Below are 26,052 nucleotides of genomic sequence, written 5' to 3'. Positions count from 1 at the left end.
GCGCGATTATCCGGACGGTGGAGTAGATGGCTGATCTAATAAAAGGATTCGACGGACCAAGAACCGCCCAGCAGGAGCTGTTTTATGACCTTGAGGACTCTGCCGCAATCATCGGTTGGTCGGCGATTGAGCTGACAGATATGGCTAGTAAGTCCAATGAAGGCCAATCTGCCTTGCTTATGAAAATTTGCAAGATGTTAAAAGCCGAGCAGGACAAGCTCCGCAGCTATGCGGCAGAAGTGAAGACTGGAACGATTGTGCGCGCCAAACCCGAATAAGTGGCGCGGTAGGAATTTTTACGAGGTAGTCATGGGGCCAAAAAAGCCTGCGGTGGGACTGAAGCGTGACCTTAAGGACATAGCTGACAATTTGGAACTTGTCTCTGGTGAACTGAGTAAGCTGGCTGAGCGCATTGACGGAGTGGATATCACCGCCGTCCTCAATCTGATGTCGATGCTGTACAACGACGCAGATAAGCTCAGGGCTTATGCGGCAGAAGTGAAGGAGGGGAGGATTGTGCGGGCCAGGACGGAGTTAAAATCCATACGCTGAGCCCTGACCAGCGTCTTTTTTCTAACGCCCTAGCAAGATGCAGTGATGGTATAAACTTTGACTTGATCCTCATGACTCTTTACAGCCCGTCCCCCCTTGACGGGCTTTTTTTATGTCTACCGTTACGTACTTTCCTCATCATCAGGCCCACCTCCGTAGTGAGGACTTCTTGTTTCCGACCCGATTGCACGACACAGACCATCTCTCCACCAGGCAATACGCTCGAATAGTCAAAACGTGGGTGACGGCCATTGGTTGACCCAACCATCTACGGTACCCACAGACTACGGAGAACCAAGGCGTCGCTGATCTATCGCAAGACAAAGAATCTGAGAGCTATCCAACTCTGCTTGGTCATAGGAAGCTTGAAAGCACCGTCAGATACCTGGGAATTGAGGTCGAAGACGCACTGGAAATGGCGGAGCAGACCGATGTCTGACCACCCACTGCGACGGTCGATGCTAGACCGTCGCTGTCCGCCTAACACTCGCCTTTCAGGCCAGCGAAAGATAAATGGCGGCTGCCACGTGCTTCGGACATCCGCCGCGCTAGGCGCGACTCGAAGTCCATCGTTGATCGAGTACAGCCAACGCGCGCGACGTCTGCGATAATGACGACCACAGCGGCGCGATGACATATCGAGTGCTCGTGCCAGCATCCGGCATTCGGGTTTGGAGGATATCCCATGCGTGACATTATTGACGGCTTTCTGCGCTTTCAGCGCGAGGTTTATCCGCAACGCGTCGAGCTTTTCAGGCAGCTCGCGACGACACAGAATCCGAAGGCGTTGTTCGTCACCTGCTCGGACAGTCGTGTCGTGCCCGAGCTCCTAACACAGCGCGAGCCGGGCGAACTGTTCGTGATTCGCAACGCCGGCAATATTGTACCGTCGTATGGTCCCGAACCGGGCGGCGTCTCGGCCACCGTCGAATATGCGGTCGCAGTGCTCGGCGTACGGGACATCGTGATCTGCGGCCACTCGGACTGCGGAGCAATGGGCGCGATTTCACGCTGCACGTGTCTGGATCATCTTCCTGCGGTCGCTAATTGGCTACGTCACTCGGACGCCGCGAAAGCTATTAACGCGGCGCATGAGTTCGACACCCCTCGCGAGAAGCTCGACGGCCTCGTGCGCGAAAACGTGATCGCGCAACTGGCTAATCTGCGTACGCATCCATCGGTGGCACTCGCGCTCGAGCAGGGGCGCATGAACCTGCACGGCTGGGTCTACGACATCGAGGCGGGGTGCATCGATGCGCTTGATGGCGCGACACGACAGTTCGTTCCACTTGCTGATTCGCCGACTGACCACCGTTGCTATCGCTGCGCGTAACGGCAGACAGATGTAATGGCGACAGACAAGTAAGGGTGGCCGCATCACTTCCGGAATACTTTCGCCCTAGCTAAGGCCAGCGGAGAGTCGCCCTTTGAGACTGACAGCATTCTACTCGGCGTCCTTCCGACCATACGCAACTCCCTGCCTAGCTCGGCAATCCCCCTGCTACGCTGAAAATCTCACGGAGGATTGCACAATGCCAAACTCAGACTTACTCCCTTCCCTGCTATTTAAGATCAACGAAAACCAGCTCGCCCTGGAGGCCGCCATCATGGAACTTTCGAACTGGGTAGAGATGCGCGGATCGGCGGACGTCGCCGACAATGTTCGAGGCGCCCTGGACACGATCGATCGAAACGAGGAGTTCATCAAGATAACGCTTGCTATGCTCATGACGCCCGACTAATCGCGAAAGTTCGCCATGTATCGATTTAGCATTTTCTCGCAGAACAGGGCGTCTATCCGCAACCAGCTTCTTGGAGATTCACAGCTCGTCGGAAATCGAATGGAGAAATCCGATCAAGCTTCCATCCGCACAAGCCCTTATTAGAGGTAGGTGGGGTGTATACTTCACGGTACAGCGTGGAAGTGTACACATGCAAAAAACTATGTTAATTATGCAGTTATGCTATTGTTCGAGTCTCCCTCGGGCACCAAAATTAAGAAAGGTCTTGCTTAGCAAGGCCTTTTTTTTCGCCTACAGAAAAGTGACTGTCACCCCACCGACCTGTAGGAGCTGCCGAAGGCTGCGATCTTTTGATCTTGCTTTCAAGGCGCCACAACCCAAACCCGCCCAGCCACCGAATCAAGGATTCACACAATGGAATTGCCACTGGAAACCGTTGCCCTATTCGCTCTCAAGCTGGCTTATGAGCGGGAGGGGGAAAGTCCGATTCTGCGCGATGATCCGATCATGAGTGATTATGAGCGGGAGGTGTTTGGATTGCTGGTGCGGCGGGGGGATGTTGAGGGGATTCAGTGTCGAGTGGCGCACTGTGTCGGTTTGGCGCTGGAGGCTATCGGAGGTGTTGATACGCCGCTTGGGCGTGAGCTGCATCGGTTGTCTGCTGATTTTGGCAATGCGCGAACGATAGAGCAGCTTGAAGCGCCGGCCATTGCGCTTAAGGATTACTTGAAAGATATTCAGTGAATGATCGGGTGAGGCAAAGTTTAGTAACCCTTTACACCGACTAGTGCTGGCCAGGGTCTTGGCTGATATGGAAATCTATCTGCCCACTTTTCAATTGCGTCAGCAGACAGCAACGAAAGACCTTTTCGGCATCACAAGGACGTTTCAATGAGGCAAATCGCCCTCAACAACAAACCACTCAGAGGCATTCCCCGCCGCCTTCGCGCTCTGGAACGCTGGGCCTCCAGTTTTCGCGACGAGTTTTACCCGCGATCCGCGCACATGGAGCGCTACACACATTGGAAGATCCCTGTGCACGAGGCCTTGATTCAAGGCCCGCGAGCGAGGATCGAAGTTCAGGCCTTCTGCATTCAGCAACTGCTCGAAGCCGCTAGCCACCTTTCCAACGCCGCTGACCACTCACAGGGCTACTACCGCGTCGCTTGCCTGCTGGTGTGGCCGTGGGTTCATCAGAGCGAGGTCACCATCTTCTATGACCGAGATTATTATCTGGGTTTTCTCGGTGAAACTAACGCTCTCATGCCGAAGCGGATCAGTCATGCTCTTGCGTTGCACACACCCGCAAATTTCATCGAGCACGGGCATGACGTAACTCAACCTGACGATGAAGCCGCAGTACAGTGGTGGTGCATCGGGGAACCGGCCTGAAGGCGTTGTCGCGCAAGCTCGCTCCCACAGGGATTGTGGTGAGCTGACCGGCATCGCTTGACCCGGGTGTGTGAATAATAGATTTGCCCCCTTTTCCTTCTAAATCAATTGTCGACAGTCCCGCTCAGTATATGGTTGCGGCAACAACTCCATACCAAGCTGATGTCAACTTAAACAGGCAACACAAACCTGGCTTCAAGCCTATGCAACAACTCAAACGTATTCAAAAAAGGAACATCAAGTTTCTGACAAATATTGGGAATAATGAATTTTCGCGTAGCGTGGAGGTTCAGCACTTCATGGGTAACGACTGTAGCCCCTGACGTCATGGCTTTCGCAATTAACCAAGGGTCAGCACCCGCCAAAAACTCTTCCATAGCGCCTACTTTCATCTTAGGCGATTGATCAGCCACGAGCCCCGCGACCTGCGCGAATGCCAGTTGCGTATCCTGATCGGTGGTGACGTGAAAGAAGTCAGAGTTTCCCTTCGCCCAACCGGCCAGATCATCATGCCCTTTAGTTAGCTCGTCCATTACCGGTGCGATGCTGGCTAAAGCTAAAGTTTTATTTTTAAGCAATAACCACTGCCAAAATCCAGGACAGATAGCCATCCCGTAGTAACGGTTCTTCGCTTCGATCAGTGTGTTTGCGTCGAGTAAATAATTCATTCCGTGATCTTGCTGGCGAGAGTCCTTAATTTAGCAGGTTGCACACCGAGCAAATTTCCCGCCTCGCGTAGCAGCATCCGGCCACTTATTGCTTCAGTCAGCACCGCTTTACTTAGGCGAGGGCTGTTTTTCGCATTGGCGTTACGGTAATAGTCACCCGCGCCACCTTTTTCATCCTGGAAAATCTTGAGGATCATTCGATAGTAATCGCTGTAATGCCCTTGGCTTATATAACCAAGATCCAATGCACGGCGACCGATAGCTAATTTGCTGATGTGAAACCGAGTGGCTAGTGGAGCTAAATTGTCTTCCCAGTTAACATCAGCGTTCCACAAGGCACGGAATTGGGCTTCGGGAGCCAGAAACTCACCTGCAACTGCATTGCAGAATCGTTCCTCGTCTCGACCATTGGCGGTGTTTCCGTCAGACACTCCACTACTAGCAATCCAGATATGAGCTAGTTCGTGAAGCAAGGTGAACAGCCGGGCGGTGGGAGCATCGGAACTGTTGATGAATACAACGGGGGCGTAGGTATTGCTAATGGCAAAACCACGGAACTCACTAACTTCAAGTTTGCGATGAGTATTTCCTAGAGCAATGCCACTGCGCATAACCAAAATACCAGCTGCCTCCGCTGCCTCGATCAAGGCACGGCTGTATTTGTCGTAATCCAATCGAGCAGCGTCAGGGTTCACGCCAAGCGTCCGGCGGATATCGTCCACCACCTCTACGACTCGAGATCGGCTGTTGAAGCGACCGACAAATGCCAGCGGTTGATGCTCTTGGTGTTGCAGATACTCCAGGTACCAATCCTGCTTACGTATGGCATCCCTGACTGTGTCCAACAGTTCCAGACTTGGACGTTGAGGCGAAAGCCCACCGACGGTCCGCAGATCAGGTAAAGGCAGTTGTTCGACCGGCGGCTGCTGAAGAAACAGGAAGCCAAAAGGGATGTGAGCGAGACTCGCCCACTTTTGAGCCTGAAGGAATGTGGGCTTGGTCTCGCCAGCCTCCCATTCCTCTACCCGATCAGGTTTCACCGGCAGCTTTTTAGCAACCTGCTCAGTGGAGAGGCCCGCACGCTCACGAGACCATATGAGCAGGCTTGGATTGACTAAAGCGGCTTGGCTCATAGGGACGTAAGCGATTCAGATGGGGCCGGCAAAAGTTCGAGAGCATCCTTGGCAGATGCATCTGATTGATGCTGGTTCCTGCTATCTGGCATCGCCTTTCTCCTTGGCTATTAATGGTCTGGTGACTGCGTCTAGATTAGTCGAGAAGCAGAGCTACCGACGGAAGAAGCACGCGAGTATGAGGTAAATACGCAACGACCCGAAGCGCAAAAATGTAACCCGCAGACGGAAGGCGGCACTTCGTTTCAACGCGTTTCAAGAATGTCACCCCATTCACGTGGAAGCGCATATGGCAGCTCCATATATCAAGGAGTCTGATAATGCGTAGCATCAATCCGAGTTGAACGAAGATGCCTCCTATGCCACAGACACCGACCGCCACTCTTGGGCTGCGCATTATTTGACGGCGATGAGTAAGGCGGTGGTGGATGATGCGGTGAAGGTGCTGACTCGAGATCGGGCTTCTGCATCGACATCTAAGCAGCAGACGTCGGAGAAGTCTGAAGCGTAGCGGTTAAACGATGGCGGGATGGTTTTGATGCCTGTCGTTGTATGGTATGACGCTTGGGGGAGTGAGCTGCTTGGGAGGGTCGCCGGGCATTGGCATTGATGCTGGTCTGGCGCTTTCGCGGGCAAGCCCGCTCCCACAGGAATTGCGGCTGACTTTAGTGTGTTGTTGGCCCCGAGTTTTTCGGGGCTTTTTCGTGTTTAGGTCAGAGCAAGTGCTGGGATATCAGCTTTGAGATTTCCACCATCGACGTCCTGCCGGTGAATTCGAATTTCACTTTTCCCAGCGACGAGAAATAAATCTCCAGTTCGGAGTCCAGGTCGAACGTGCCAGAGGTTTCCACCGAGTACGCCACGATGTTTTTGTAGGGCAATGAGGTGAAGTCTTTTTTGCTGCCGGTGATGCCTTGGACGTTGACCGCGATGATGCGTTTGTTGGTAAACACCACGCCGTCGCGCATGGATTTATAGGAGTCGATGACGTGTTCGCCGTCGATCAAAAGGTCGGAAACGCGTTCGGCGTATTCGTCGTTTTGCTTGAGTTTGAAGAATCCTTTGTTGTTGAAATCAATCATCAGTCTTTCCCTGTTTTTCAAATGAACATCGTAAGCATGACGTCATAGCGCATTTCCCTCTACGCCGCCTCCCCTACTCCAAGTGTTCTGTCGCCCGCACCGCATTCTCAATCGCCCGAATGCTGATACCCGCAAATATTGCCGTCATCAGCACCCCGTTGAACCCCAGCAAAATCGCCAGCACCCGCGAGACGGCCAGTTTCGGGACGAAGTCTCCATAACCGATGGTCAGGCCGGTCACGAACGCGAAGTAGATACCGTCAAAAGGATCCCAGCCTTCCAGATAGCTGATGATCAGACCGAACAGCACAATCAAGAACAGCAGGACGGAAAAAATCGGCCAGACCACGTGAAAGTAGAACCTGACGGCTTTGTAGAACTCTCGACGCACGTGTGCTGCATGAATGATGTTCATGTCATAGGCCCTTTGGGGTTTAGCCTGACCGGCAATTGAATGCTCGGCGTTTAAACACCCTTTCAGCTTGGCACAAGCGAGGTCGATGGGCCGCTCATCGTCTCTGAATGATATTCGCTGAGCAAACGCTACGCTTTGCGCTCTTCTAGACTTATTGGAGAGTCGTAGGCAGAACTGAACACGTCGCTTTGGTGCAGATGAATCAAAAGCGGCGTGGCAAGCTGCCTTAATGCCCTTTATGAGGTGCGGCGAAGACCGTGCCGGGCACAACAAGATGCCCGCTCAGGGTGCCCTGGCCAACGGCCTGAAAATGCCACGAATCCGTGACGTGGTGTGAATGCCGCAGCCGACACTTTCGGACGACCGACAACCGCCTGGTTTGTCCGTGACCGTGAGGAATGCTGTATGCCTGATGAGATGTTGCAATTGCCGATGGTCAACAGCGTGCTGGAGCGTCATAAACGCTCCCCGGGCGCACTGTTGCCCATTCTCCATGAGATTCAGGAGGGCATCGGTTACATCCCTGATGCCGCCATCCCCGAGATTGCCCACGCCCTGAACCAGAGTCAGGCGGAGATTCGTGGGGTGATCAGCTTTTACCATGACTTCCGCACCGCGCCGCCGGCTCGCCATATATTGCGTCTGTGCCGCGCCGAGTCATGCAAGAGCCGTGGTGCCGAGCAGCTTGCCGCGCAATTGCGCGAACGCCTGCAACTGGACGATCACGGCAGCAGCGCCGACGGCACTATCAGCCTGCGTCCGGTGTATTGCCTCGGCGCGTGTGCCTGTTCGCCGGCCCTGGAGCTGGATGGTCAGGTGCATGCGCGGCTGAATCCCGAGCGTCTCGATGCCTTGCTCGACGCTTGCCAGGAGGACGCATGATGCCGTCTCTCTATTTAACGTGTGATTCGCTGGCCCGTGCGGTCGGCGCTGATGACGTGGCCTTGGCCCTTTCGAATCAGACTAATGTGGACCTGCAACGCACCAGTTCTCGCGGCTTGTATTGGCTGGAACCGCTGCTGGAAGTGGACACCCCGCAAGGCCGTATCGGCTTTGGTCCGCTGACTGCTGCCGATGTGCCGTCCGTGCTCGATGCGCTGCAAGGTGAGCCGTCTGCGCATCCGCTGGCCTTGGGTCTTGTGGAAGAGTTGCCTTATCTCAAGTCTCAGCAACGCCTGTTGTTCGCCCGCGCCGGCATTACCCAACCGCTGTCGCTGGACGATTACCGAACCCACGGCGGTTTCGAGGGTTTGAAAAGAGCCGTCACCATTGGCGGCGAGCAGGCCGCGACGGAAGTGTTCGATTCAGGCCTGCGTGGCCGTGGCGGCGCGGCGTTCCCGGCCGGGATCAAATGGCGCACGGTGCGCGCGACGCAAGCGGCGCAGAAATACATCGTGTGCAACGCTGACGAAGGCGACTCCGGCACTTTTGCCGACCGTATGTTGATGGAAGGCGACCCCTTCCTGCTGATCGAAGGCATGGCCATTGCCGGCATCACCGTCGGTGCCACCTATGGCTACATCTATGTGCGCTCGGAATATCCACAGGCTGTGGCCACCCTGCGTGCGGCGTTGGAGATTGCCCGGTCCAACGGTTACCTCGGCGCCAATGTCGGCGGCAGCGGCCTGGCTTTCGATATGGAAGTGCGGGTCGGTGCCGGCGCTTACATCTGCGGTGAGGAAACCGCGCTGCTCGACTCGCTCGAAGGCAAGCGCGGGATCGTTCGCGCCAAGCCGCCGATCCCTGCGTTGCAAGGGTTGTTCGGCCTGCCGACTCTGGTGCACAACGTGCTGACGCTGGCCTCGGTTCCGCTGATTCTGGCCAAGGGTGCGCAGTTCTATCGCGATTTCGGCATGGGCCGCTCGCTGGGCACCATGCCCTTCCAGTTGGCGGGCAATATTCGTCACGGCGGCCTGGTGGAACGGGCGTTTGGCCTGACCTTGCGCGAACTGGTGGAAGAATACGGCGGTGGCACCGCCAGTGGCCGTCCTCTGAAAGCCGCGCAGGTCGGTGGCCCGCTCGGCACGTGGGTGCCGCCGTCGCAATTCGACACGCCGCTGGATTACGAAGCGTTCGCCGCCATCGGCGCGATGCTCGGTCACGGTGGTGTGGTAGTGGCGGATGACACGGTGGACATGGCCCAAATGGCACGTTTCGCCATGCAGTTTTGTGCCGAGGAATCCTGCGGCAAATGCACGCCGTGCCGCATTGGCTCGACTCGGGGCGTGGAGGTGATCGACCGCCTGCTCGCTGCGCCTGACCAGAGCGGTCGCGAAGAGCAGGTGATCATCCTCAAGGACCTGTGCGACACGATGCAATACGGTTCGCTGTGTGCGCTGGGCGGCATGGCCCCATTTCCGGTGGCCAGCGCCCTCAAGTACTTCCCCGCCGACTTCGGTCTGCAATCTTCGGAGGCCGACCAATGATTACTCTCTTCGACCCGAAAACCGATATCGACCTGGGCACTCCTGCCCGGGACAGCGACGTGCAAGTCACCCTGAACATCGACGGTCGCAGCATCAGCGTGCCTGAAGGCACTTCGGTGATGCGCGCCGCCGCGTTGCTGGGCACCACGATTCCGAAACTGTGTGCCACCGACAGCCTTGAAGCCTTCGGCTCCTGCCGCATGTGCCTGGTGGAGATCGACGGCATGCGCGGTTATCCCGCGTCCTGCACCACGCCGGTGACTGAAGGCATGACCGTGCACACCCAGACGCCAAAGCTTGCGACCCTGCGCCGCAACGTCATGGAGTTGTACATTTCCGATCACCCGCTGGATTGCCTGACCTGCTCGGCCAACGGCAACTGCGAGCTGCAAACCGTGGCCGGTCAGGTGGGCCTGCGGGAAGTGCGTTACGGCTATGAAGGCGACAACCATCTGGCCGACGTGAAGGACACCTCCAACCCTTACTTCGACTACGACCCGAGCAAGTGCATCGTCTGCAACCGCTGCGTGCGCGCCTGCGAAGAAACCCAGGGCACCTTTGCCCTGACGATTACCGGGCGCGGTTTTGAATCCCGGGTAGCCGCTGCTGGCGGTGATAATTTCCTCGAGTCGGAATGCGTGTCCTGCGGCGCCTGTGTGCAAGCCTGCCCGACCGCGACCTTGATGGAAAAAAGCGTGGTCGAACTGGGCCAGCCCGAGCGCAGCGTAATCACCACGTGTGCCTATTGCGGCGTGGGTTGCTCGTTCCGCGCCGAGATGAAAGGCGATCAACTGGTGCGCATGGTTCCGGACAAGAACGGCCAGGCCAACCACGGCCACTCTTGCGTCAAGGGGCGCTTTGCCTGGGGCTACGCCACTCACCCGGATCGCATCACCAAGCCGATGATCCGCAAAAACATCAATGACCCATGGCAGGAAGTCAGCTGGGATGAAGCGGTGACCTACGCCGCCAGCGAATTCCGCCGGTTGCAGCAAAAATACGGTCGCGATTCCATCGGTGGCATCACCTCCAGCCGCTGCACCAACGAAGAAACCTATCTGGTGCAAAAACTGGTGCGCGCCGCGTTCGGCAACAACAACGTCGACACCTGTGCGCGGGTTTGCCACTCGCCGACCGGCTATGGGTTGAAGCAAACCCTGGGCGAGTCCGCCGGCACCCAGAGTTTCGACTCGGTGATGCAGGCTGACGTGATCCTGGTGATGGGCGCCAACCCAAGCGATGCGCACCCGGTGTTCGCCTCGCAGCTCAAGCGCCGCCTGCGTGAAGGTGCGCGGCTGATCGTCATCGACCCTCGTCGCATTGATCTGGTGGACTCGGTACATGCCCGCGCCGAGCTGCACCTGGCCCTGCGTCCGGGCACTAACGTTGCCATGCTCAACGCACTGGCCCACGTCATCGTCACCGAAGGCTTGCTCAACCAGGCCTTCATTGACGCTCGTTGCGAGGACATTGATTTCGACCACTGGCGCGAATTCGTCAGCCGCGCGGAGAATTCCCCGGAAGCCCTGGGTCCTGTCTGCGGCGTAGAGCCTGCCGACATCCGCGCCGCTGCGCGTCTGTACGCAACCGGCGGCAACGCGGCGATCTATTACGGCTTGGGCGTCACCGAACACAGCCAGGGCAGCACCGCCGTCATGGGCATTGCCAACCTGGCCATGGCCACGGGCAATATCGGCCGCGAAGGCGTGGGCGTGAACCCGCTGCGTGGGCAGAACAACGTTCAGGGTTCCTGCGACATGGGCTCGTTCCCGCACGAGTTGCCTGGTTACCGGCACATCTCCAACGAGGTGGTTCGGGCGCAGTTCGAACAGGCGTGGAACGTCACCTTGCAACCGGACCCGGGCCTGCGCATTCCCAATATGTTCGAAGCAGCCTTGGGCGGCAGCTTCAAGGGCCTGTATTGCCAAGGCGAAGACATCGCCCAGAGCGATCCGAATACCCAGCACGTCACCGCAGCCCTGTCGGCCATGGAATGCATCGTGGTGCAGGACATTTTCCTCAACGAAACCGCCAAGTTCGCCCACGTGTTCTTACCGGGCAGCTCGTTCCTGGAAAAAGACGGCACCTTCACCAACGCCGAGCGACGCATCTCGCGGGTACGCAAGGTCATGGAACCGCTGGGCGGCAAGGCCGACTGGGAAGGCACGGTGGCCCTGGCCAACGCCTTGGGCTATCCAATGAACTACCAACATCCGTCAGAAATCATGGATGAAATCGCCAGCCTGACGCCGACCTTCACCAACGTCAGCTATGCCGAACTGGACCGCCACGGCAGCCTGCAATGGCCGTGCAACGCCGCGGCACCGGACGGCACGCCGACCATGCACATCGAAGAGTTCGTGCGCGGCAAAGGGCGTTTCATGTTGACCGGCTACGTGCCCACCGAGGAGAAGGTCAACAATCGCTATCCGCTACTGCTGACCACTGGGCGCATCCTCAGCCAGTACAACGTTGGCGCGCAGACACGGCGTACTGAAAACGTCGCCTGGCACGACGAAGATCGCCTTGAAATCCATCCAACCGACGCCGAGAGCCGTGGCATCAACGAAGGTGACTGGGTCGGCATCGGCAGTCGCGCCGGCCAGACCGTACTGCGTGCGCGGGTCACCGAACGGGTCGCACCGGGCGTGGTGTACACCACGTTCCACTTCCCGGAATCGGGGGCCAACGTTATCACCACCGACAACTCCGACTGGGCGACCAACTGTCCGGAGTACAAGGTCACCGCCGTGGAAGTCAGCCGTGTCTATCACCCTTCCGAGTGGCAAAAACGCTACCAGGCTTTCAGTGATGAACAGGACCGTTTGCTCAAGGAACGCCGGCATAACCGTGGCGCTAAAGCGGAGGTTCGCCGATGAGCACTGAGAACCTGATCAAGATGGTCAACCAGATTGCCCAGTACTTCGCCATCGAACCGGACCATCAAAAAGCCGTGCTCGGTGTGCGTAATCATCTGCAGATGTACTGGACGCCGGGCATGCGCAAGGAATTGCTGGCCTGGCAGACCGAGCATCATGGGGCTGATTTGCTACCGCTGGCGCAAGAGGCGGTCAGCGGGGCGGGCTGGGAGGCTTAGGTTCACGCGATCCTGAGACTGGCTAAAAAACTGTGGGAGCGAGCCTGCTCGCGATAGCGTCAGTTCAGTCAGCAATCATGCTGAATGTTTTGACGCCATCGCGAGCAAGCTCGCTCCCACATGGGTTGTGTTTAGTGCCTGGGGTTTGTGATGTCCCCCAAGCAATCATCTTGGGCCTTTCGTTGCCCTGTTGAATCGCCCTCTCACTTCAACACCCTGCCACTGATTTGCTATCGTGCATGCCTTCGCCTCACCTCATCAAAGGCCAACGACGTTGGTTAACAGGGAAGATTGAATGCAGTTAATCAGTATTTTGCTGTTCTTCGTCGCATCAGCAGGGATGTGGATTTGGATCGTGAAGAGCCGTGGCCCGTTGAATATCTGGCTGGCGAACCTCGGTGGTGCCGTGGCGAGTTTTATCGTCGGGACGGCGGTGCTGATTCTTTGCTCGAGATGGCTAACCCCGGACACTCACGCCTCACAACCCACGGCAGCATTCGCGCTTTACACGTTGATGGCCTTTTTGGGCGCCCTCAGCGGGACATGGCTCTTGGTGATCACCCGATTCAACAAGGAACAATCTCCTGCCTATCGTCATGCGGCTGCGGTGGCCTGCAGTCTGGTGACCGCACTGATTGCGCTGGTGGTGTCGGTCACGATCTTTCCCCTCAAATGACCCCCTCAGGCAATTGATGAAGTCCAGCCAGAGCTCTGCGCTATCATCGCCGACTTGTGCGCCAAGAGCCTTGAACCCGGATGTCTGCATCTCTTCCATTGCCTGATGACAGCAACTCACTGCCGCCGGTGCTGGTCGGCCCGCTGTTGCGGCGGCTGGAACCTGCGCGGCTGCTCATGTGGCTCGTGGGTTCCCGGGCGCTGTCGCTGACGTTGCGCCTGCAAAACTACAGCGACATCCGCCTGGATGCCGGACAGTGCACCGTCATCCCGATCGGCACTCACGCGTTTATCCACTTGATCGATGTGCCGCTGGCGACCGCCCTGCCCTGCGACACCGTGATCGAATATGACCTGCTGATTGATGGCGCCGACGAAAGCATCGCCCATTGGGCGCCTCATCTGCTGTACGGCGAAGCCCGCTGTCCGAACTTTGTTTTGCGCTCGCGGATCGATCAATTGCTGCATGGCTCTTGCCGCAAACCTCACCACCCGGCGGCAGATGGTTTGCTTTGCGTTGATCAGCTGTTGGCGACCGAACATGACGCAACTGAACGCCCGGCGCTGTTGATGATGAGCGGCGATCAGGTGTACGCGGATGATGTCGCCGGCCCGATGTTGCGGGCGATTCATGCCTTGATCGAGCGACTGGGATTGTTCGAAGAACACCTCGAAGGTGCCGTCGTCAGCGACAGCGCCAGGCTCTACGAGCACCCCGCCAGTTATTACCATCGCGCGGATTTGTTACCGGCGCTGGAGAGCAACGAAACCCTGCGCGAGCGATTTTTCGGTGGCGCGCGCAAACCGATTTTCACCAGCAGCAGCGCCGACAACCATCTGGTGACGTTCGCCGAAGTCATGGCCATGTACTTGCTGGTCTGGTCGCCGACACCCTGGACACTGATCGCTCCACAACCACCGGCGCTGACGCCCAAAAGACGCGAGCGTTATGCCCTCGAGCAAACGCGCATTGATCACTTCAAGGCTGGCCTGGGCGGGGTCGCGCGAGCGATGGCGCACCTGCCGTGCCTGATGATTTTCGACGACCATGACATCACCGACGACTGGAATCTTTCCGCGCAATGGGAGGAAACGGCCTACGGTCATCCGTTCTCCAAACGCATCATCGGCAACGCGTTGATCGCCTACATGCTGTGCCAGGGCTGGGGGAATAACCCGGATGCGTTCGGCGGTGTCCTGGAAAAAACTCGTTTGTTGAGCACCACCGGGGATGACCGTTATCTCGACAGTCCGGCGCAGGATGCTTTGATCGATGAGTTGCTGAGCTTTCAGCACTGGCATTACGTGCTGCCCACCACCCCGGCGCTGGTGGTTATCGACACTCGCACCCGACGCTGGCGCAGCGAGATGAACCTCAAGCAACCCTCAGGCCTGCTGGACTGGGAAGCGCTCAGCGAACTGCAACAGGAACTGCTCGATCACCAATCGGCGATCATCGTTTCGCCGGCACCGATCTTCGGCGTCAAGCTGATCGAAACCGTACAGAAAGTGTTCAGTTGGTGCGGTTATCCACTGCTGGTGGACGCCGAAAACTGGATGGCCCATCGCGGCGCGGCCCAGGTGATCCTGAATATTTTCCGCCACTCGCGTACACCGGGTAACTACGTGGTGCTGTCGGGTGATGTGCATTATTCCTTCGTCTACGAAGTGCTGATCCGACACCGCAAGGCCGGCCCACACATCTGGCAGATCACCAGCAGCGGCATCAAGAATGAATTCCCACCCGCCCTGCTCGAATGGTTCGACCGCCTCAATCGCTGGCTCTACTCGCCGCGCTCGCCGCTGAACTGGTTCACCAAACGCCGACGCATGCGCATCATCCCGCACGTCCCCGAGCATGCCAAAGCGGGCGAACGGCTATGGAATTCGGCAGGGATCGGCCAAGTGTTCTTCAATGAGAAGGGACAGCCGCAGGCTATTTATCAGCACAACTCAAACGGTGCGCCAAAGACGCGGATGGTTGCCCCCGACAACGACGACTAAGCGTGTGAGCCGCCATGAACCTCACCCGAACCCTGATCATCGGCAATTCTGGCTCAGGCAAAAGTTGGCTGGCTAAACGACTGGCCGAACAACTTCATGCGCCGTGGATCGATCTTGATCAGATCCACTGGGTATCAGACGAATACAGCATCGCCCGCCCCCGCGCCGAAGCACTCGCCATGGCGCGGGTCGCGGCGGATGAACCACGCTGGGTGATCGAAGGTGTGTATGGCTGGATCGTCAGCGAACTTATCCACCGTGCAACAGCGCTTGTCTGGCTGTGCGTGGATGACGACACCTGCGTCGCCAACATCCGCCAGCGGGAAAACCGGCAGGACAATGATGCGTTGCTGATGGCGCTACTGGAGGGGGCTGCCAGTTATCGGTTGCGCGAGGACTCCTGCGGATTTAACGCGCACCGGCAATTGTTTGAAGGGTTCAGTGGTTCGAAAATCAAGCTTGTGGATTGGGCTGATGTGAGCGCATTTGCGAACAGCCTGTTGCAGCCCGAGTGATTTCACATCGAATAACAGGTGTGGTGCGGGTGGATGGCAGGTAAGTAGGAATTGGATTACGTAGGTCTCGGAAACGTCTTGATGAAGCTTCAGCGATACTCGATGCAAGCGTAGATAAACCGTCTGCGCATTGACCACTCATAGGTATCGCCTTGTCATTCTGTACTCATTTCTGTACGTTCCAAGCATCGAGCGAGGACTACAACATGCAAACTATCAACTACACCACAGCACGGGCACATCTGGCCGAAACCATGGATCGGGTCAATGAAGACCGCGCCCCGTTGCTGGTAACTCGCCAAAAAGGCGAACCCGTGGTGATGATGTCTCTTGCGGAGTACAACGCGCTCGAAGAGACCGCCTATCTGCTGCGCTCCCCTGCCAATGCTGAGCGCCTGATCAAATCAATCAGCAATCTGCGCGCAGGAAAGACCAAAGCCAGGCAGCTCATCGAAGAATGAATATCGAGTTCACTCCTGACGGTTGGGACGACTATTTATGGTTCCAGCAAAATGACAAGGCCGGACTCAAACGCATCAATCTGCTCATTAAATCCATCCAGCGTGAACCATTCGAGGGGCTCGGCAAGCCTGAGCCGCTCAAACACAATTTGAGCGGCTTTTGGTCACGCCGGATTACAGTTGAGCATCGTTTGGTCTACGCGGTTGAAGAAGGTGAGATTCGCGTTGTGATGTGCAGATATCACTACTGAACATAATCTCACGCCATTCGAACCGCCCGACAAACCCCTCTGACAATCATCTCCACCTCCCGCTCATCAATCGTCAACGGTGGCAGCAGACGTATCGTCTTGCCCCGTGTCACATTGATCAGCAGGCCGTGGTCCCGTGCGGCGATCAGGGTCAGGTCGCGGATCGGCTGTTTCAGTTCGATGCCGATCATCAAGCCCTGGCCACGAATCGCCAGGACGTTGGGGTCATCTGACAGTTCGGCACGCAGTCTGGCCAGCAGGCGCTCACCCTGGAGCCTGGCGTTTTCCAGCAGCTTTTGTTCTTCGATGATTTCCAGCACGGTGCAGCCGACCCGGCACGCCAGCGGATTGCCGCCGAAGGTGCTGCCGTGGCTGCCGGGAGTGAACAACTCGGCGGCTTTGCCCCGGGCCAGGCAGGCGCCGATGGGGATGCCGTTGCCGAGGCCTTTGGCCAGGGTCATGACGTCCGGGACGATGCCTTCGTGCTGGAACGCGAACCACTGGCCGGTACGACCGATGCCGGTCTGGATTTCGTCGAGCATCATCAGCCACGCACGCCGGTTACACAGTTCGCGCACGGCTTTGAGGTAACCGGGAGGCGCCATCTGCACGCCGCTTTCACCCTGAATCGGCTCCATCAGGATCGCCACGATGCGGTGGCCATGGGCTTGCTGCACTTTTTCCAGCGCCTGCAGATCGCCAAACGGCACTTTGACGAAGTCGCCCGGCAACTCATTGAAGCCCAGGCGCACGGCCGGGCCATCGCTGGCGGACAAGGTGCCCAGGGTGCGGCCATGAAAAGCGTTTTCCATGACCACCACCAGCGGTTGCTCGATGCCTTTGTGCCAGCCGTAAAGCCGCGCGAGTTTCAGCGCGGTTTCATTGGCTTCGGCACCAGAATTATTGAAGAACGCCCGCTCCATGCCCGCCAACGTCGTCAATGTCTGCGCCAGCCGCTGTTGCCATTTGATGCTGTAGAGATTGGAAGTGTGCAACAGCAGCCCGGCTTGCTCGCTGATTGCCGAGACGATTTTGGGATGAGAGTGGCCGACATTGGTCACCGCCACACCGGCCACCGCATCCAGATACTCACGACCGTCCTGATCCCAAAGTCGGGTGCCCAGGCCTTTGTTGAAACTCAGGGCCAGAGGTTGGTAAGTGGTCATCAGGCAAGCGGCGGTCATGACATCAAGCTCCATCAATTGTCGGTGTTTTTGCAGTATGGTTAGCCACCTGAGCTGGATAAACGCTGCAACACTTCAATCATCTTAAAGCTGGGCTTGATAATGGATCTGTTCCAGGCAATGACGGTTTACGTAAGAGTGGTGGAAACCGGCAGCATGACGGCGGCTGCTCAGCAGGGCGATATGTCCACGACCATGGTCGGCAATCACCTTCGAGCCCTTGAGCAACGCCTTGGCGTGCGCTTGCTCCACCGGACAACACGGCGCCAGCGCTTAACCGAATTCGGCACCGCGTACTACCAGCGTTGCCTGGAGGTGCTGGGATTGGTGGCAGATTCCGAGCGACTGGCGGAACAGAGCCAGGACACACCGACCGACACCTTGCGCATCACGGCTCCCCTGACCTTCGGTACAGAAAGACTCGCGCCCGCGCTCAGCGAATTCACCCTGCAGTACCCGCAAGTCAAACTGGATGTGGTGCTCACCAACGGACGCCCTGATCTACTCGAAAACGGTCTCGACGTGGCGTTTCGCCTGGGGGCTCTCGAACCCACCAACCTGATCGCCCGCCCACTCATCGACTACACCCTGACCATGTGCGCCTCGAAGGACTATCTGGCACGTCGCGGCACACCGACAAAACCCGAAGATCTGCAACATCACGACTGCCTGTCCTTTGCGTATCCGGTCGGTGACGACTGGCATTCCGTGGGTAAACAATGGCGTATGAGCGGGCCTGAAGGCGAAGTCATGGTGACGGTCAGCGGGCCGATGGTGATCAACAGTTCGGCGGGCCTGCATCAGGCCGCCCGCACGGGCATGGGTGTCGTGATGTTGCCTGATGCGCTGGTCGAGCAGGATTTGCGCGACGGCAAACTGGTGGCCTTGATGCCGGATTTCCAGCTGAGTCGGCCAATGAGCCTGTTGTATGCCCAGGATCGCTACCGGTTGCCGAAACTACGTCGCTTCGTCGACTTTGCCATGCAGATGTGGGGCAAACACTAGCCGGGCAATACACCATGCACTAATCTCCGCGACTGACGGGTCACTTTGATATCAGTGCGACAGGGAGAGCGGTGATGGGTGAGGCATCAAGTATCGAGCCGTTGAAATTCAATGTGTCGGATATGAACGAAGACATGTTGCACACCATTCTGGAACTGGTCAGTGACGGCATTTGGGACTGGAACGCCAACACCGGTTTCGTCTACCGCAACCCTGCGTGGTACGAGATGCTTGGCTACGCCGCGCACTCCCTGGAGAACACCGTCCTTACCTGGGAGAACGTGATCCACCCCGACGATTATCCGCGGGTGATGGCCGTGTTCGATGATTACTTGAGTCAACGGGCTCCGGGTTATCAAGCCGAGTATCGCTGTCGCAGACAGGACGGCAGTTACATCTGGATCGAAGATCGCGGCTACATACTGGCCCGCAATGTCGACGGATCGGTTGCGCGAATGGTCGGTGCTCATCGCAGCATCGATGACAAGAAACGCCTCTTCGAAGAAATGGAACGACGCAATCAATCCCTTGAAGCCATCGTCGAAGAGCGCACTCGGGAGTTGTCCCGGGTCAATCAGCAGTTACAGATTCAACTGGAAAAAAACCGCAAACTGGCGGAAACCGATGCACTGACATCGGTCGCCAATCGCTATCTTCTGGAAAAGTCCCTGCCCCAGGAATGCGAACGAGCCCAACGTTTTCGGCAGCCGCTATCGCTGATCGCCATGGACATCGATGACTTCAAGAACATCAACGATTACTACGGCCATGCGCTGGGAGACGCAGCGTTGGTGCAGGTCGTCGACAGCGTGAAGCGCTACGTGCGCGAGGGCGATCTATTGGCGCGCTGGGGCGGCGACGAGTTCATCATGATCTTGCCCAACACTGGGCTGGCCGAGGCCCGATCCTTGGCCGAGACCATCCGCCATGGGCTGTCGAGCCTGCCGTCAGTGGGCGAGTTTCAAGTGACCATGAGTTTTGGCGTGGTCCAGCGCTTCGAGGAAGAGCAACAGACCGGGCTGCTGGCCAGGGCCGATCAGGCGCTGTATCGCTCGAAAGTCGCTGGCAAGAATGTGATCTCGGGCTAACTGCTGCTCCCCGCCTTCACCAGTACCGGTTTCTCCTGATACCGCTCTGGATACAGCTGTTTCAACTGCGCCACTTTCGGCAGATCGTTAATCACGATGTACGGATACGTTGGGTGTTCGGTCAGAAAGTCCTGATGTTCATCCTCGGCCGGGTAGAAACCGTTGTAGGTTTCCAGCGTGGTCACAATAGGCTTATTGAATAAATGCGCGGTGTTGAGCTGAGCGATGTAGGCCTTGGCCACGCGCTGCTGTTCGGTGTTCTCGGGGAAGATCGCCGACCGATACTGGGTGCCGCTGTCGGGCCCCTGACGGTTCAGTTCAGTCGGGTTGTGCGCCACCGAAAAATAGATCTGCAGCAAGGTGCCGTAACTGACCTGCGCAGGATCAAACGTGACCTCGACCGACTCCGCATGACCGGTATCGCCATCACTGACGCGTTCATAGCGGGCGGTGTTCGCTGCACCGCCGGCATAACCTGACACGGCTTTCTTTACACCTTTGACGTGCTGGAACACACCTTGTACGCCCCAGAAGCAGCCGCCAGCGAAGACCGCCTTTTCGCTGTGGGCCTGGGTGGTTTCGTCGAGGGCCGGCGGCGGAATAACGACCGCCTCTTCGCCACCGAAAGAGAACGCCGCGCAATGGCCGATGACACCCGCAGCAGCCAGACCCAACAAGGTGCGGCGCCAGGTAAACGGGGTTTTCATGAGTCTGACTCCTGAGTAAATGAAAAGGCTATCAACCGAACGTAAACGCATACGCCGACACACCCGGATCGAGAAACTCGATGCTGAAGGTGTGGTCGGTCACACCGCTGCTCTGGCGCACCAATTGATACAAACGCTGTTCGGTAACGAGACCGCGACCATCGGGTGCCACGTCAGTGCCGTGGGCATCGCCGGGCGCTTTTCCGTCAATCAGCACTTTGAAGCGCACCGGCTTACCGTCCGCATCGGGGCCCAAGACCAGATGCAGATCCCGTGCGTGAAAGCGGTAGACGATTCGGCTGGCCGGCGCGCTTGACGTGGCGCGTTCCGAGCCGACTTTCCATTGACCGCCAAGGCTCCAGTCGTTGAGGGCCAATTGGGACGGCGGGCTGTACGTCGCGACTGTGTCCGGCGCCAGACTGGCCTCAGGCACGAAATGCTCCGCGCGCTGATAGCCGACATAGGTTTCCGGTGATTGCACTTCGTTCATGTCCGGCGCGAGTTGAACACCCGTGGCGTCTGCATTGATCAACCCGCTGTCGACCTTTGCGGCTCCCGCTTCACGCAGCAACTGCTGGATAACCCGTTCCGATTCGGCGTACTCACCTTCACCGAAGTGGTGATAGCGAATGCGCCCTTGAGCGTCGGCAAAATAATGGGCCGGCCAGTACTCGTTATTGAAAGCACGCCAGATCCGATAGTCGTTATCGACTGCCACCGGATAGTTGATCCCCAGGTCCTTCATGGCTTTGGTGACATTGCCCACATCACGCTCGAACGCGAATTCGGGGGCATGAACACCGATGACCACCAGCCCCTGATCGCGGTATTTTTCGGCCCAGGCTTTCACATACGGCAAGGTGCGCAGGCAGTTGATGCAGGAGTAAGTCCAGAAATCCACCAACACGACTTTGCCCTTCAACGCCTGTGCGGTCAGAGGCGGTGAATTGAGCCATTGGACAGCACCGTCAAGCGGTGGGAGGTTGCCTTCGACTGGCAATGCATCCGGCGCTTTCGCCGACACTTTCATCGCCCCACCAGCGGCCATCATTGCCCCGCCGTTGCTCGGTGGCTGGCCGGCCAACCGGCCGACCAGCGCTTGCTCGATACCGCCTGTGGAAGCGGTCGAAACCCGCGCCAGGAGTCCGGTATCCAGCCCCAGGGCTATCGCCGCCACACCGGCCAGCATTGCCGCGCCCAATCCTCGACGCAGCCACTCGCCAGCACCAATCGAACGTTTCATCGCCGCGAAAACTTTACCGCCCAGCAACAGCGCCACGGCGAGGGAGGTAGCGGCACCCGCGGCGTAGGCCAGCAACAACAAGGTGGTTGCGATGCTTGCCCCTTGCAGCGCGGCCCCGGTCAGCAGCAGGCCCAGAATCGGACCGGCGCAGGGTGCCCAGAGCAGGCCCGTGGCGACGCCGATCAGGAACGAAGCGCCGGGGCGCGGCCGGGGATCGGCGCCCGCCGCTTCCGACAGGCGACTGCCGGCGGCCACCAGTGGCCGGGTCAGACGCTCGGCCAGCCGAGGCAGCAACAGTGTCAGACCGAACAGTGCCACGAACAGCAACGCGAGCCAGCGACCGTACTGATTGACTTGCACCACCCAGCCGCCGCCCACCGCCGCCAACGAGGCGACGAGCGCGAAGGTCAGCGCCATGCCCGCCAGCAACGGCAAACCACTTTTCATAAATGGCTGCCCGGTGCGCGCGAAGACAAAGGGCAGTACCGGCAGGATGCACGGACTGACGATCGTCAGCACACCACCGAGATAAGCGAGAACCAGAAGCCACATAGCATCGACCTGCATGAAGTGAGTGGAAGGACGAGCCCACGGATCAAACCGCCTGGGGCACGAAGGTCAGCGCCAGCCCGTTCATGCAGTAGCGCAGGCCGGTGGGTTTTGGCCCATCGTCGAAGACATGGCCCAAGTGACCACCGCACCGTCGGCAATGCACTTCTTCACGCACGACGCCGAGGGAGCGGTCCTGACGGGTGGCCACCGCGTTGTCCAGCGGCGTCCAGAAACTCGGCCAACCGGTGCCGCTGTCGAATTTGGTTTTGGAGGAAAACAGCGGCAGATTACAACCGGCACAAACGAACAGCCCCTCGCGGTGCTCATTGTTCAGCGGGCTGCTGTAGGCCCGCTCCGTGCCCTCTTTTCGCAGGATTTCGTATTGCTCGGGGCTGAGCATGGCGCGCCATTCGCTGTCGCTGTGAGCCACCTCGAAAACCTCCTCCGCACTGGCATCACTGACCAGCGCCGTACTGGCGGCAAATTTTGGCAATACACCGACCACCAACGCTGCAGCCCCCAGCCCGCCGCCCGCTACAAGAAACTGTCGCCGTGAAAACATGGCCTTCTCCAAAATTCCAGGTGCCTGACATGGAACACAGCCTAGGCTTGGGTTGATCGCCAAATCCTCACGGGGAGTTAAACAATTCGTGATAACTCGACCCGAGGAAAACCCGCACAATGTGCCCATTGCGCTACAAAGGATTGAGCTTTATGGAACAGACCAAACGTGTCCTGGTGGTCGAAGACGACCTGCACATCGCCGACCTTATCTGCCTGCATCTACGCGATGAGCAGTTCGAGGTGGTGCACTGCGCCGACGGTAATGAGGGCATGCAACTGCTGCAGCAAGGAAGCTGGGACGCCCTGATCCTCGACCTGATGTTGCCCGGCGTCGACGGCCTGGAAATCTGCCGGCGAGCGCGGGCAATGGCTCGCTACACACCGATCATCATCACCAGCGCACGCTCCAGCGAAGTGCACCGCATTTTGGGGTTGGAGCTCGGTGCCGACGATTACCTGGCCAAGCCTTTTTCCATGCTTGAACTGGTCGCCCGGGTCAAAGCCCTGCTGCGACGCGTCGACGCGATGGCGCGCAACCTGAAAATGGATGCCGGCAGCCTGATCGCCGACGGTCTTTCCATCGACCCGATCACCCGCGACGTCACACTCGACGGACGGCGCCTGGACCTCACGCCACGGGAATTCGACCTGCTGTATTTCTTCGTCCGCCAGCCGGGCAAGGTGTTCTCGCGCATGGACCTGCTCAACGCGGTCTGGGGCTACAGCCATGAAGGCTACGAGCACACGGTCAACACGCACATCAACCGCCTGCGGGCCAAGATCGAGGCCGATCCGGCACAACCCGCACGCATCCTCACGGTGTGGGGTCGCGGTTATAAATTCGCGGCCAGGGAGGAGCAGCCATGAGGCTGACCCTGACACAACGCCTGTCCCTGGTGTTCGCCGTTCTGTTGCTGGTGTGCTGTGGCACATCGGCCTGGATGCAAGTGCGCTCCAACCAGATGCATGAACTGGAAGTGGTGCAAGGGTTGTCCCGGGACCTGGCGCAGCACATTGCCCGCGACACGGTGCTGATGGACACCAACGGCCTGATGCCCGATGCCGTGCGTGAATTGTTCAGCAAGCTCATGCTGGTCAACCCCAGTGTCGAGGTGTACCTGCTGGACACCGAAGGCCGCATTGTCGGCAGTGCCGCGCCAGAGGGCCGGATACATCGCGAACGCATCGATCTGACGCCGATCCAGCGTTTGCTCAAGGGCGACGCGCTACCGATTCTCGGTGACGACCCGCGCAGCACCGAGGGGCGCAAGGTGTTCAGCGCCGCGCCGTTGCAGGTCAACGGTAAACCGGCGGGTTATCTCTATGTGGTGTTGCTCAGCGAAGAACACGACCGCTTTGCAGAACGCGGTGCCACTAGTGCTGCGCTCAATACCGCCCTGTTGTCCATAGGTCTGGTGGCGTTGTTGTGCCTGATCGCCGGTCTCACGGCCTTTGCCCTGATCACCCGGCCACTGCGACGCTTGACCGAAAGAGTCAGCCAGTTCGACATCGACGCCGTTCCCACGACACCGCCCGCCCCGGAACCGGTTGAAAAGGCAGCCAGTCACGATGAAATCGCCGTGCTCGACGCCGCCTTCCGCCAGATGCAAACCCGCCTCAGCGAACAATGGCGTTCGCTGACCCGCCAGGATCAGGAGCGCCGCGAACTGGTGGCCAACATCTCCCACGACTTGCGCACACCGCTGGCTTCGCTGCATGGTTATTTGGAAACGCTGTCGCTCAAGGACACCACGCTGTCCCCTGCTGACCGCCGGCGCTACCTGGGCATCGCGCTGGATCAAAGCCGCAAGGTCGGCGGCCTGGCGCAATCACTGCTGGAACTGGTGCGCCTGGAGCACGGCTTCGTACAACCCGTGCTCGAACGTTTCTCCCTGACCGATCTGGTGCAGGACATCTTCCAGAAATTCGAACTCACTGCCGAGGCACGCCAGATCGAACTCAAGGCGAGCTTCGCACCGAACGTTTCGACGGCTTGCGCCGATCTGGGGCTGATCGAGCGGGTGCTGACCAATCTGTTCGACAATGCCCTGCGCGATACACCACAAGGCGGCGAAATCGAGTTGAGCCTGCGTCCTCACGGGTCATTTATCGAAGTCACCGTCAGCGACACCGGCCCGGGCATCGCCCCGCAATTGCGCGAAGGCTTGTTCCTGCGTCCATTCAACATTGGCGGTGCCCGACGCGATGGCGGATTGGGACTGCGCATCGTGCATCGGATCCTGCAGCTACACGGTATCGAGATCCAGTTGATCGATGTACCAGGGCGCGGCGCGACTTTCCGGTTCTCCTTGCCGGTGGATGAGCAAACCGCTGAACAATGGGCCGTTCGCTCGATGAACCTGAACTCGATGGGGAAATAGCCTGGTTTCAGCGGTCACAGCTTTGAACCCGACCCGACGCTGAGGCGAGAAGCTCTTGATGACTGCCATGACGACCTTGTACATCGGTTGCGCCGGCTGGAGCCTGCCCCGTGATCATTGGGAGGCATTTCCCGCTGAAGGCACTCACTTGCAGCGGTATGCCGCACGGATGACGTGCGCGGAAATCAACAGCTCGTTCTATCGACCCCACCGCCCGGCAACCTATGCCCGGTGGGCCGAGAGCGTGCCGGAGGGCTTTCGGTTCTCGGTCAAAGTCCCCAAGCAGATTACCCACGAAGCGTGTTTGCTGGACTGTGAAAAGTTGATCGAGGAGTTCATCGGGCAATGTTCCCATTTGGGCCAGAAGCTTGGGTGTCTGCTCATCCAGCTTCCACCTTCCCTGGCCTTTGAAGGCAAGACGGCTCAACGCTTCTTCAGTGCGTTTCGTTCACGCTACGACGGGTTTGCGGTGTTGGAACCCAGGCATGTCAGCTGGCAATCACCGCAGGCGCAGGCATTGTTGATTGAACATCGAATCGGGCAAGTGGCGGCCGATCCTTCGCCGATCCCCGAGGGTGACGTGCCTGGCGCGTGGCCGGGCATCCGCTATTTCCGGTTGCACGGCTCACCGAGAATCTACTACTCAAGCTACGAGTCGCCATGGCTGGAAGAACTGGCTATAACGCTGCAACTCCAAGCCCAAGACAGGCCTACCTGGTGCATTTTCGACAACACCGCCAGTGGCGCGGCGACCGCAAATGCGCTGGAGCTTCAACGAATGGTGGCCGCAGGCTAAAGCCTCCACGGCAAAAATGATGACCAGCGGCCTGTTCATCCGTGACAACTCAGGCTGGGTCCAATAGATTAGGCGGCCTGAAAAGGCCCAGTGCTTTCTCGCCTAAACCCAAGTTAAAA

At 58.2% G+C, this 26,052-nt stretch carries 28 protein-coding genes and 2 pseudogenes; 22 read left to right on the top strand and 8 right to left on the bottom strand.

Features of this window, described 5'->3' with window-relative positions; translation table 11 throughout:
* The first annotated feature begins 26 nt into the window (after nucleotides 1–26).
* From BLQ41_RS10640 to BLQ41_RS10610, 7 genes and pseudogenes are all read left to right on the top strand, one after another.
* A complete protein-coding gene (locus BLQ41_RS10640) occupies nucleotides 27–278 on the top strand; it encodes a hypothetical protein (RefSeq protein ID WP_090180425.1) in 252 nt (83 codons plus the stop codon).
* Between the two features lie 31 nt (nucleotides 279–309).
* On the top strand, nucleotides 310–552 hold the full coding sequence (locus BLQ41_RS10635) for a hypothetical protein (protein WP_090180422.1): 243 nt from the start codon (nucleotides 310–312) through the stop codon (nucleotides 550–552).
* Nucleotides 553–691: 139 nt separating this feature from the next.
* Nucleotides 692–991, top strand: a pseudogene (locus BLQ41_RS10630) (tyrosine-type recombinase/integrase); the annotation flags it as partial.
* A 246-nt stretch (nucleotides 992–1,237) separates the two neighbouring features.
* A complete protein-coding gene (locus BLQ41_RS10625; protein ID WP_090180419.1) occupies nucleotides 1,238–1,885 on the top strand; it encodes a carbonic anhydrase in 648 nt (215 codons plus the stop codon).
* 199 nt (nucleotides 1,886–2,084) lie between these two features.
* Nucleotides 2,085–2,294 (top strand): hypothetical protein, encoded by a 210-nt coding sequence (locus BLQ41_RS10620; protein ID WP_090180416.1) that lies wholly within the window; start codon nucleotides 2,085–2,087, stop codon nucleotides 2,292–2,294.
* A 414-nt stretch (nucleotides 2,295–2,708) separates the two neighbouring features.
* Nucleotides 2,709–3,038 (top strand): hypothetical protein, encoded by a 330-nt coding sequence (locus BLQ41_RS10615; protein ID WP_090180414.1) that lies wholly within the window; start codon nucleotides 2,709–2,711, stop codon nucleotides 3,036–3,038.
* A gap of 147 nt (nucleotides 3,039–3,185) precedes the next feature.
* Nucleotides 3,186–3,686 (top strand): DUF3916 domain-containing protein, encoded by a 501-nt coding sequence (locus BLQ41_RS10610; RefSeq protein ID WP_090180412.1) that lies wholly within the window; start codon nucleotides 3,186–3,188, stop codon nucleotides 3,684–3,686.
* A 170-nt stretch (nucleotides 3,687–3,856) separates the two neighbouring features.
* Here BLQ41_RS10610 and BLQ41_RS10605 read toward each other — a convergent pair whose 3' ends face one another.
* Both BLQ41_RS10605 and BLQ41_RS10600 read right to left on the bottom strand, forming a co-directional pair.
* Nucleotides 3,857–4,354, bottom strand: coding sequence for a DUF4411 family protein (locus BLQ41_RS10605; RefSeq protein ID WP_090180409.1), 498 nt, complete (start codon nucleotides 4,352–4,354; stop codon nucleotides 3,857–3,859).
* Nucleotides 4,351–5,487, bottom strand: a complete 1,137-nt coding sequence (locus BLQ41_RS10600; protein ID WP_090180404.1) for an ImmA/IrrE family metallo-endopeptidase — start codon at nucleotides 5,485–5,487, stop codon at nucleotides 4,351–4,353. Before BLQ41_RS10600 ends, BLQ41_RS10605 begins: the two co-directional genes overlap by 4 nt.
* Nucleotides 5,488–5,827: 340 nt before the next feature.
* On the opposite strand from BLQ41_RS10600, the pseudogene BLQ41_RS10595 reads away from it, so the two are divergent.
* Nucleotides 5,828–5,998 (top strand): annotated as a pseudogene (locus BLQ41_RS10595) (DUF3077 domain-containing protein); the annotation flags it as partial.
* A 202-nt stretch (nucleotides 5,999–6,200) separates the two neighbouring features.
* On the opposite strand, the gene BLQ41_RS10590 reads toward BLQ41_RS10595, so the two are convergent.
* Together BLQ41_RS10590 and BLQ41_RS10585 are read right to left on the bottom strand one after the other, a co-directional pair.
* A complete protein-coding gene (locus tag BLQ41_RS10590; RefSeq protein WP_090180398.1) occupies nucleotides 6,201–6,569 on the bottom strand; it encodes a PH domain-containing protein in 369 nt (122 codons plus the stop codon).
* Nucleotides 6,570–6,642: 73 nt separating this feature from the next.
* Nucleotides 6,643–6,984: a potassium channel family protein gene (locus BLQ41_RS10585; protein WP_090180396.1), complete on the bottom strand. Its 342-nt coding sequence runs from the start codon at nucleotides 6,982–6,984 to the stop codon at nucleotides 6,643–6,645.
* 405 nt (nucleotides 6,985–7,389) lie between these two features.
* Between BLQ41_RS10585 and BLQ41_RS10580 the strand changes: the two genes are divergently transcribed.
* The 9 genes from BLQ41_RS10580 to BLQ41_RS10540 all read left to right on the top strand — a co-directional run bounded on the left by BLQ41_RS10580 (nucleotide 7,390) and on the right by BLQ41_RS10540 (nucleotide 16,413).
* Nucleotides 7,390–7,866 carry a formate dehydrogenase subunit gamma gene (locus tag BLQ41_RS10580; protein ID WP_090180393.1) on the top strand — a complete coding sequence of 159 codons (477 nt, stop codon included), beginning with the start codon at nucleotides 7,390–7,392 and terminating at the stop codon, nucleotides 7,864–7,866.
* Entirely contained in the window at nucleotides 7,863–9,410 is a 1,548-nt protein-coding gene (locus BLQ41_RS10575; RefSeq protein ID WP_090180388.1) for a formate dehydrogenase beta subunit, read from the top strand. Before BLQ41_RS10580 ends, BLQ41_RS10575 begins: the two co-directional genes overlap by 4 nt.
* Nucleotides 9,407–12,289, top strand: coding sequence for a formate dehydrogenase subunit alpha (gene fdhF, locus BLQ41_RS10570; RefSeq protein ID WP_090180385.1), 2,883 nt, complete (start codon nucleotides 9,407–9,409; stop codon nucleotides 12,287–12,289). Before BLQ41_RS10575 ends, fdhF begins: the two co-directional genes overlap by 4 nt.
* Nucleotides 12,286–12,507 carry a formate dehydrogenase subunit delta gene (locus tag BLQ41_RS10565; RefSeq protein WP_090180382.1) on the top strand — a complete coding sequence of 74 codons (222 nt, stop codon included), beginning with the start codon at nucleotides 12,286–12,288 and terminating at the stop codon, nucleotides 12,505–12,507. Before fdhF ends, BLQ41_RS10565 begins: the two co-directional genes overlap by 4 nt.
* Nucleotides 12,508–12,802: 295 nt before the next feature.
* A complete protein-coding gene (locus BLQ41_RS10560; protein ID WP_090180379.1) occupies nucleotides 12,803–13,183 on the top strand; it encodes a hypothetical protein in 381 nt (126 codons plus the stop codon).
* 80 nt (nucleotides 13,184–13,263) lie between these two features.
* Nucleotides 13,264–15,186, top strand: a complete 1,923-nt coding sequence (locus BLQ41_RS10555) for an alkaline phosphatase D family protein (RefSeq protein ID WP_090180377.1) — start codon at nucleotides 13,264–13,266, stop codon at nucleotides 15,184–15,186.
* 14 nt (nucleotides 15,187–15,200) lie between these two features.
* Nucleotides 15,201–15,701: a P-loop NTPase family protein gene (locus BLQ41_RS10550; protein WP_090180374.1), complete on the top strand. Its 501-nt coding sequence runs from the start codon at nucleotides 15,201–15,203 to the stop codon at nucleotides 15,699–15,701.
* Between the two features lie 206 nt (nucleotides 15,702–15,907).
* Entirely contained in the window at nucleotides 15,908–16,162 is a 255-nt protein-coding gene (locus BLQ41_RS10545) for a type II toxin-antitoxin system prevent-host-death family antitoxin (protein ID WP_090180373.1), read from the top strand.
* On the top strand, nucleotides 16,159–16,413 hold the full coding sequence (locus BLQ41_RS10540) for a Txe/YoeB family addiction module toxin (protein ID WP_090180370.1): 255 nt from the start codon (nucleotides 16,159–16,161) through the stop codon (nucleotides 16,411–16,413). Before BLQ41_RS10545 ends, BLQ41_RS10540 begins: the two co-directional genes overlap by 4 nt.
* A gap of 8 nt (nucleotides 16,414–16,421) precedes the next feature.
* On the opposite strand, the gene BLQ41_RS10535 is transcribed toward BLQ41_RS10540, so the two are convergent.
* Entirely contained in the window at nucleotides 16,422–17,597 is a 1,176-nt protein-coding gene (locus tag BLQ41_RS10535; protein ID WP_090180368.1) for an aspartate aminotransferase family protein, read from the bottom strand.
* 102 nt (nucleotides 17,598–17,699) lie between these two features.
* Between BLQ41_RS10535 and BLQ41_RS10530 the strand changes: the two genes are divergently transcribed.
* Both BLQ41_RS10530 and BLQ41_RS10525 read left to right on the top strand, forming a co-directional pair.
* On the top strand, nucleotides 17,700–18,602 hold the full coding sequence (locus tag BLQ41_RS10530; protein WP_090180365.1) for a LysR family transcriptional regulator: 903 nt from the start codon (nucleotides 17,700–17,702) through the stop codon (nucleotides 18,600–18,602).
* Between the two features lie 74 nt (nucleotides 18,603–18,676).
* Complete coding sequence (locus BLQ41_RS10525; RefSeq protein ID WP_090180361.1) at nucleotides 18,677–19,690, top strand: sensor domain-containing diguanylate cyclase; 1,014 nt, start codon at nucleotides 18,677–18,679, stop codon at nucleotides 19,688–19,690.
* On the opposite strand, the gene msrA is transcribed toward BLQ41_RS10525, so the two are convergent.
* From msrA to msrB, 3 genes are read right to left on the bottom strand one after another with little or no spacing between them, the layout of a single operon-like run.
* The gene (gene msrA, locus BLQ41_RS10520; RefSeq protein WP_090180358.1) at nucleotides 19,687–20,397 is read right to left on the bottom strand and encodes a peptide-methionine (S)-S-oxide reductase MsrA; all 711 of its coding nucleotides are present in this window, start codon (nucleotides 20,395–20,397) and stop codon (nucleotides 19,687–19,689) included. The genes BLQ41_RS10525 and msrA overlap by 4 nt on opposite strands.
* Nucleotides 20,398–20,428: 31 nt before the next feature.
* Nucleotides 20,429–22,192: a cytochrome c biogenesis protein DipZ gene (locus tag BLQ41_RS10515; protein ID WP_090188466.1), complete on the bottom strand. Its 1,764-nt coding sequence runs from the start codon at nucleotides 22,190–22,192 to the stop codon at nucleotides 20,429–20,431.
* A gap of 43 nt (nucleotides 22,193–22,235) precedes the next feature.
* Nucleotides 22,236–22,754 carry a peptide-methionine (R)-S-oxide reductase MsrB gene (msrB, locus tag BLQ41_RS10510; RefSeq protein WP_090180355.1) on the bottom strand — a complete coding sequence of 173 codons (519 nt, stop codon included), beginning with the start codon at nucleotides 22,752–22,754 and terminating at the stop codon, nucleotides 22,236–22,238.
* A gap of 152 nt (nucleotides 22,755–22,906) precedes the next feature.
* On the opposite strand from msrB, the gene BLQ41_RS10505 reads away from it, so the two are divergent.
* From BLQ41_RS10505 to BLQ41_RS10495, 3 genes are read left to right on the top strand one after another with little or no spacing between them, the layout of a single operon-like run.
* Nucleotides 22,907–23,623 (top strand): response regulator transcription factor, encoded by a 717-nt coding sequence (locus BLQ41_RS10505; RefSeq protein WP_090180352.1) that lies wholly within the window; start codon nucleotides 22,907–22,909, stop codon nucleotides 23,621–23,623.
* Nucleotides 23,620–25,137: a sensor histidine kinase gene (locus BLQ41_RS10500; RefSeq protein ID WP_090180350.1), complete on the top strand. Its 1,518-nt coding sequence runs from the start codon at nucleotides 23,620–23,622 to the stop codon at nucleotides 25,135–25,137. The genes BLQ41_RS10505 and BLQ41_RS10500 overlap by 4 nt, the downstream gene beginning before the upstream one ends.
* 58 nt (nucleotides 25,138–25,195) lie before the next feature.
* Nucleotides 25,196–25,933 (top strand): DUF72 domain-containing protein, encoded by a 738-nt coding sequence (locus tag BLQ41_RS10495; protein ID WP_090180348.1) that lies wholly within the window; start codon nucleotides 25,196–25,198, stop codon nucleotides 25,931–25,933.
* The last annotated feature ends 119 nt before the right edge of the window (nucleotides 25,934–26,052 follow it).

This window comes from Pseudomonas arsenicoxydans, assembly GCF_900103875.1.
Lineage (GTDB): Bacteria > Pseudomonadota > Gammaproteobacteria > Pseudomonadales > Pseudomonadaceae > Aquipseudomonas > Aquipseudomonas arsenicoxydans.
Note: the sequence above shows the minus strand (reverse complement) of the source record. Positions and strands in the feature narration are given on the sequence as shown.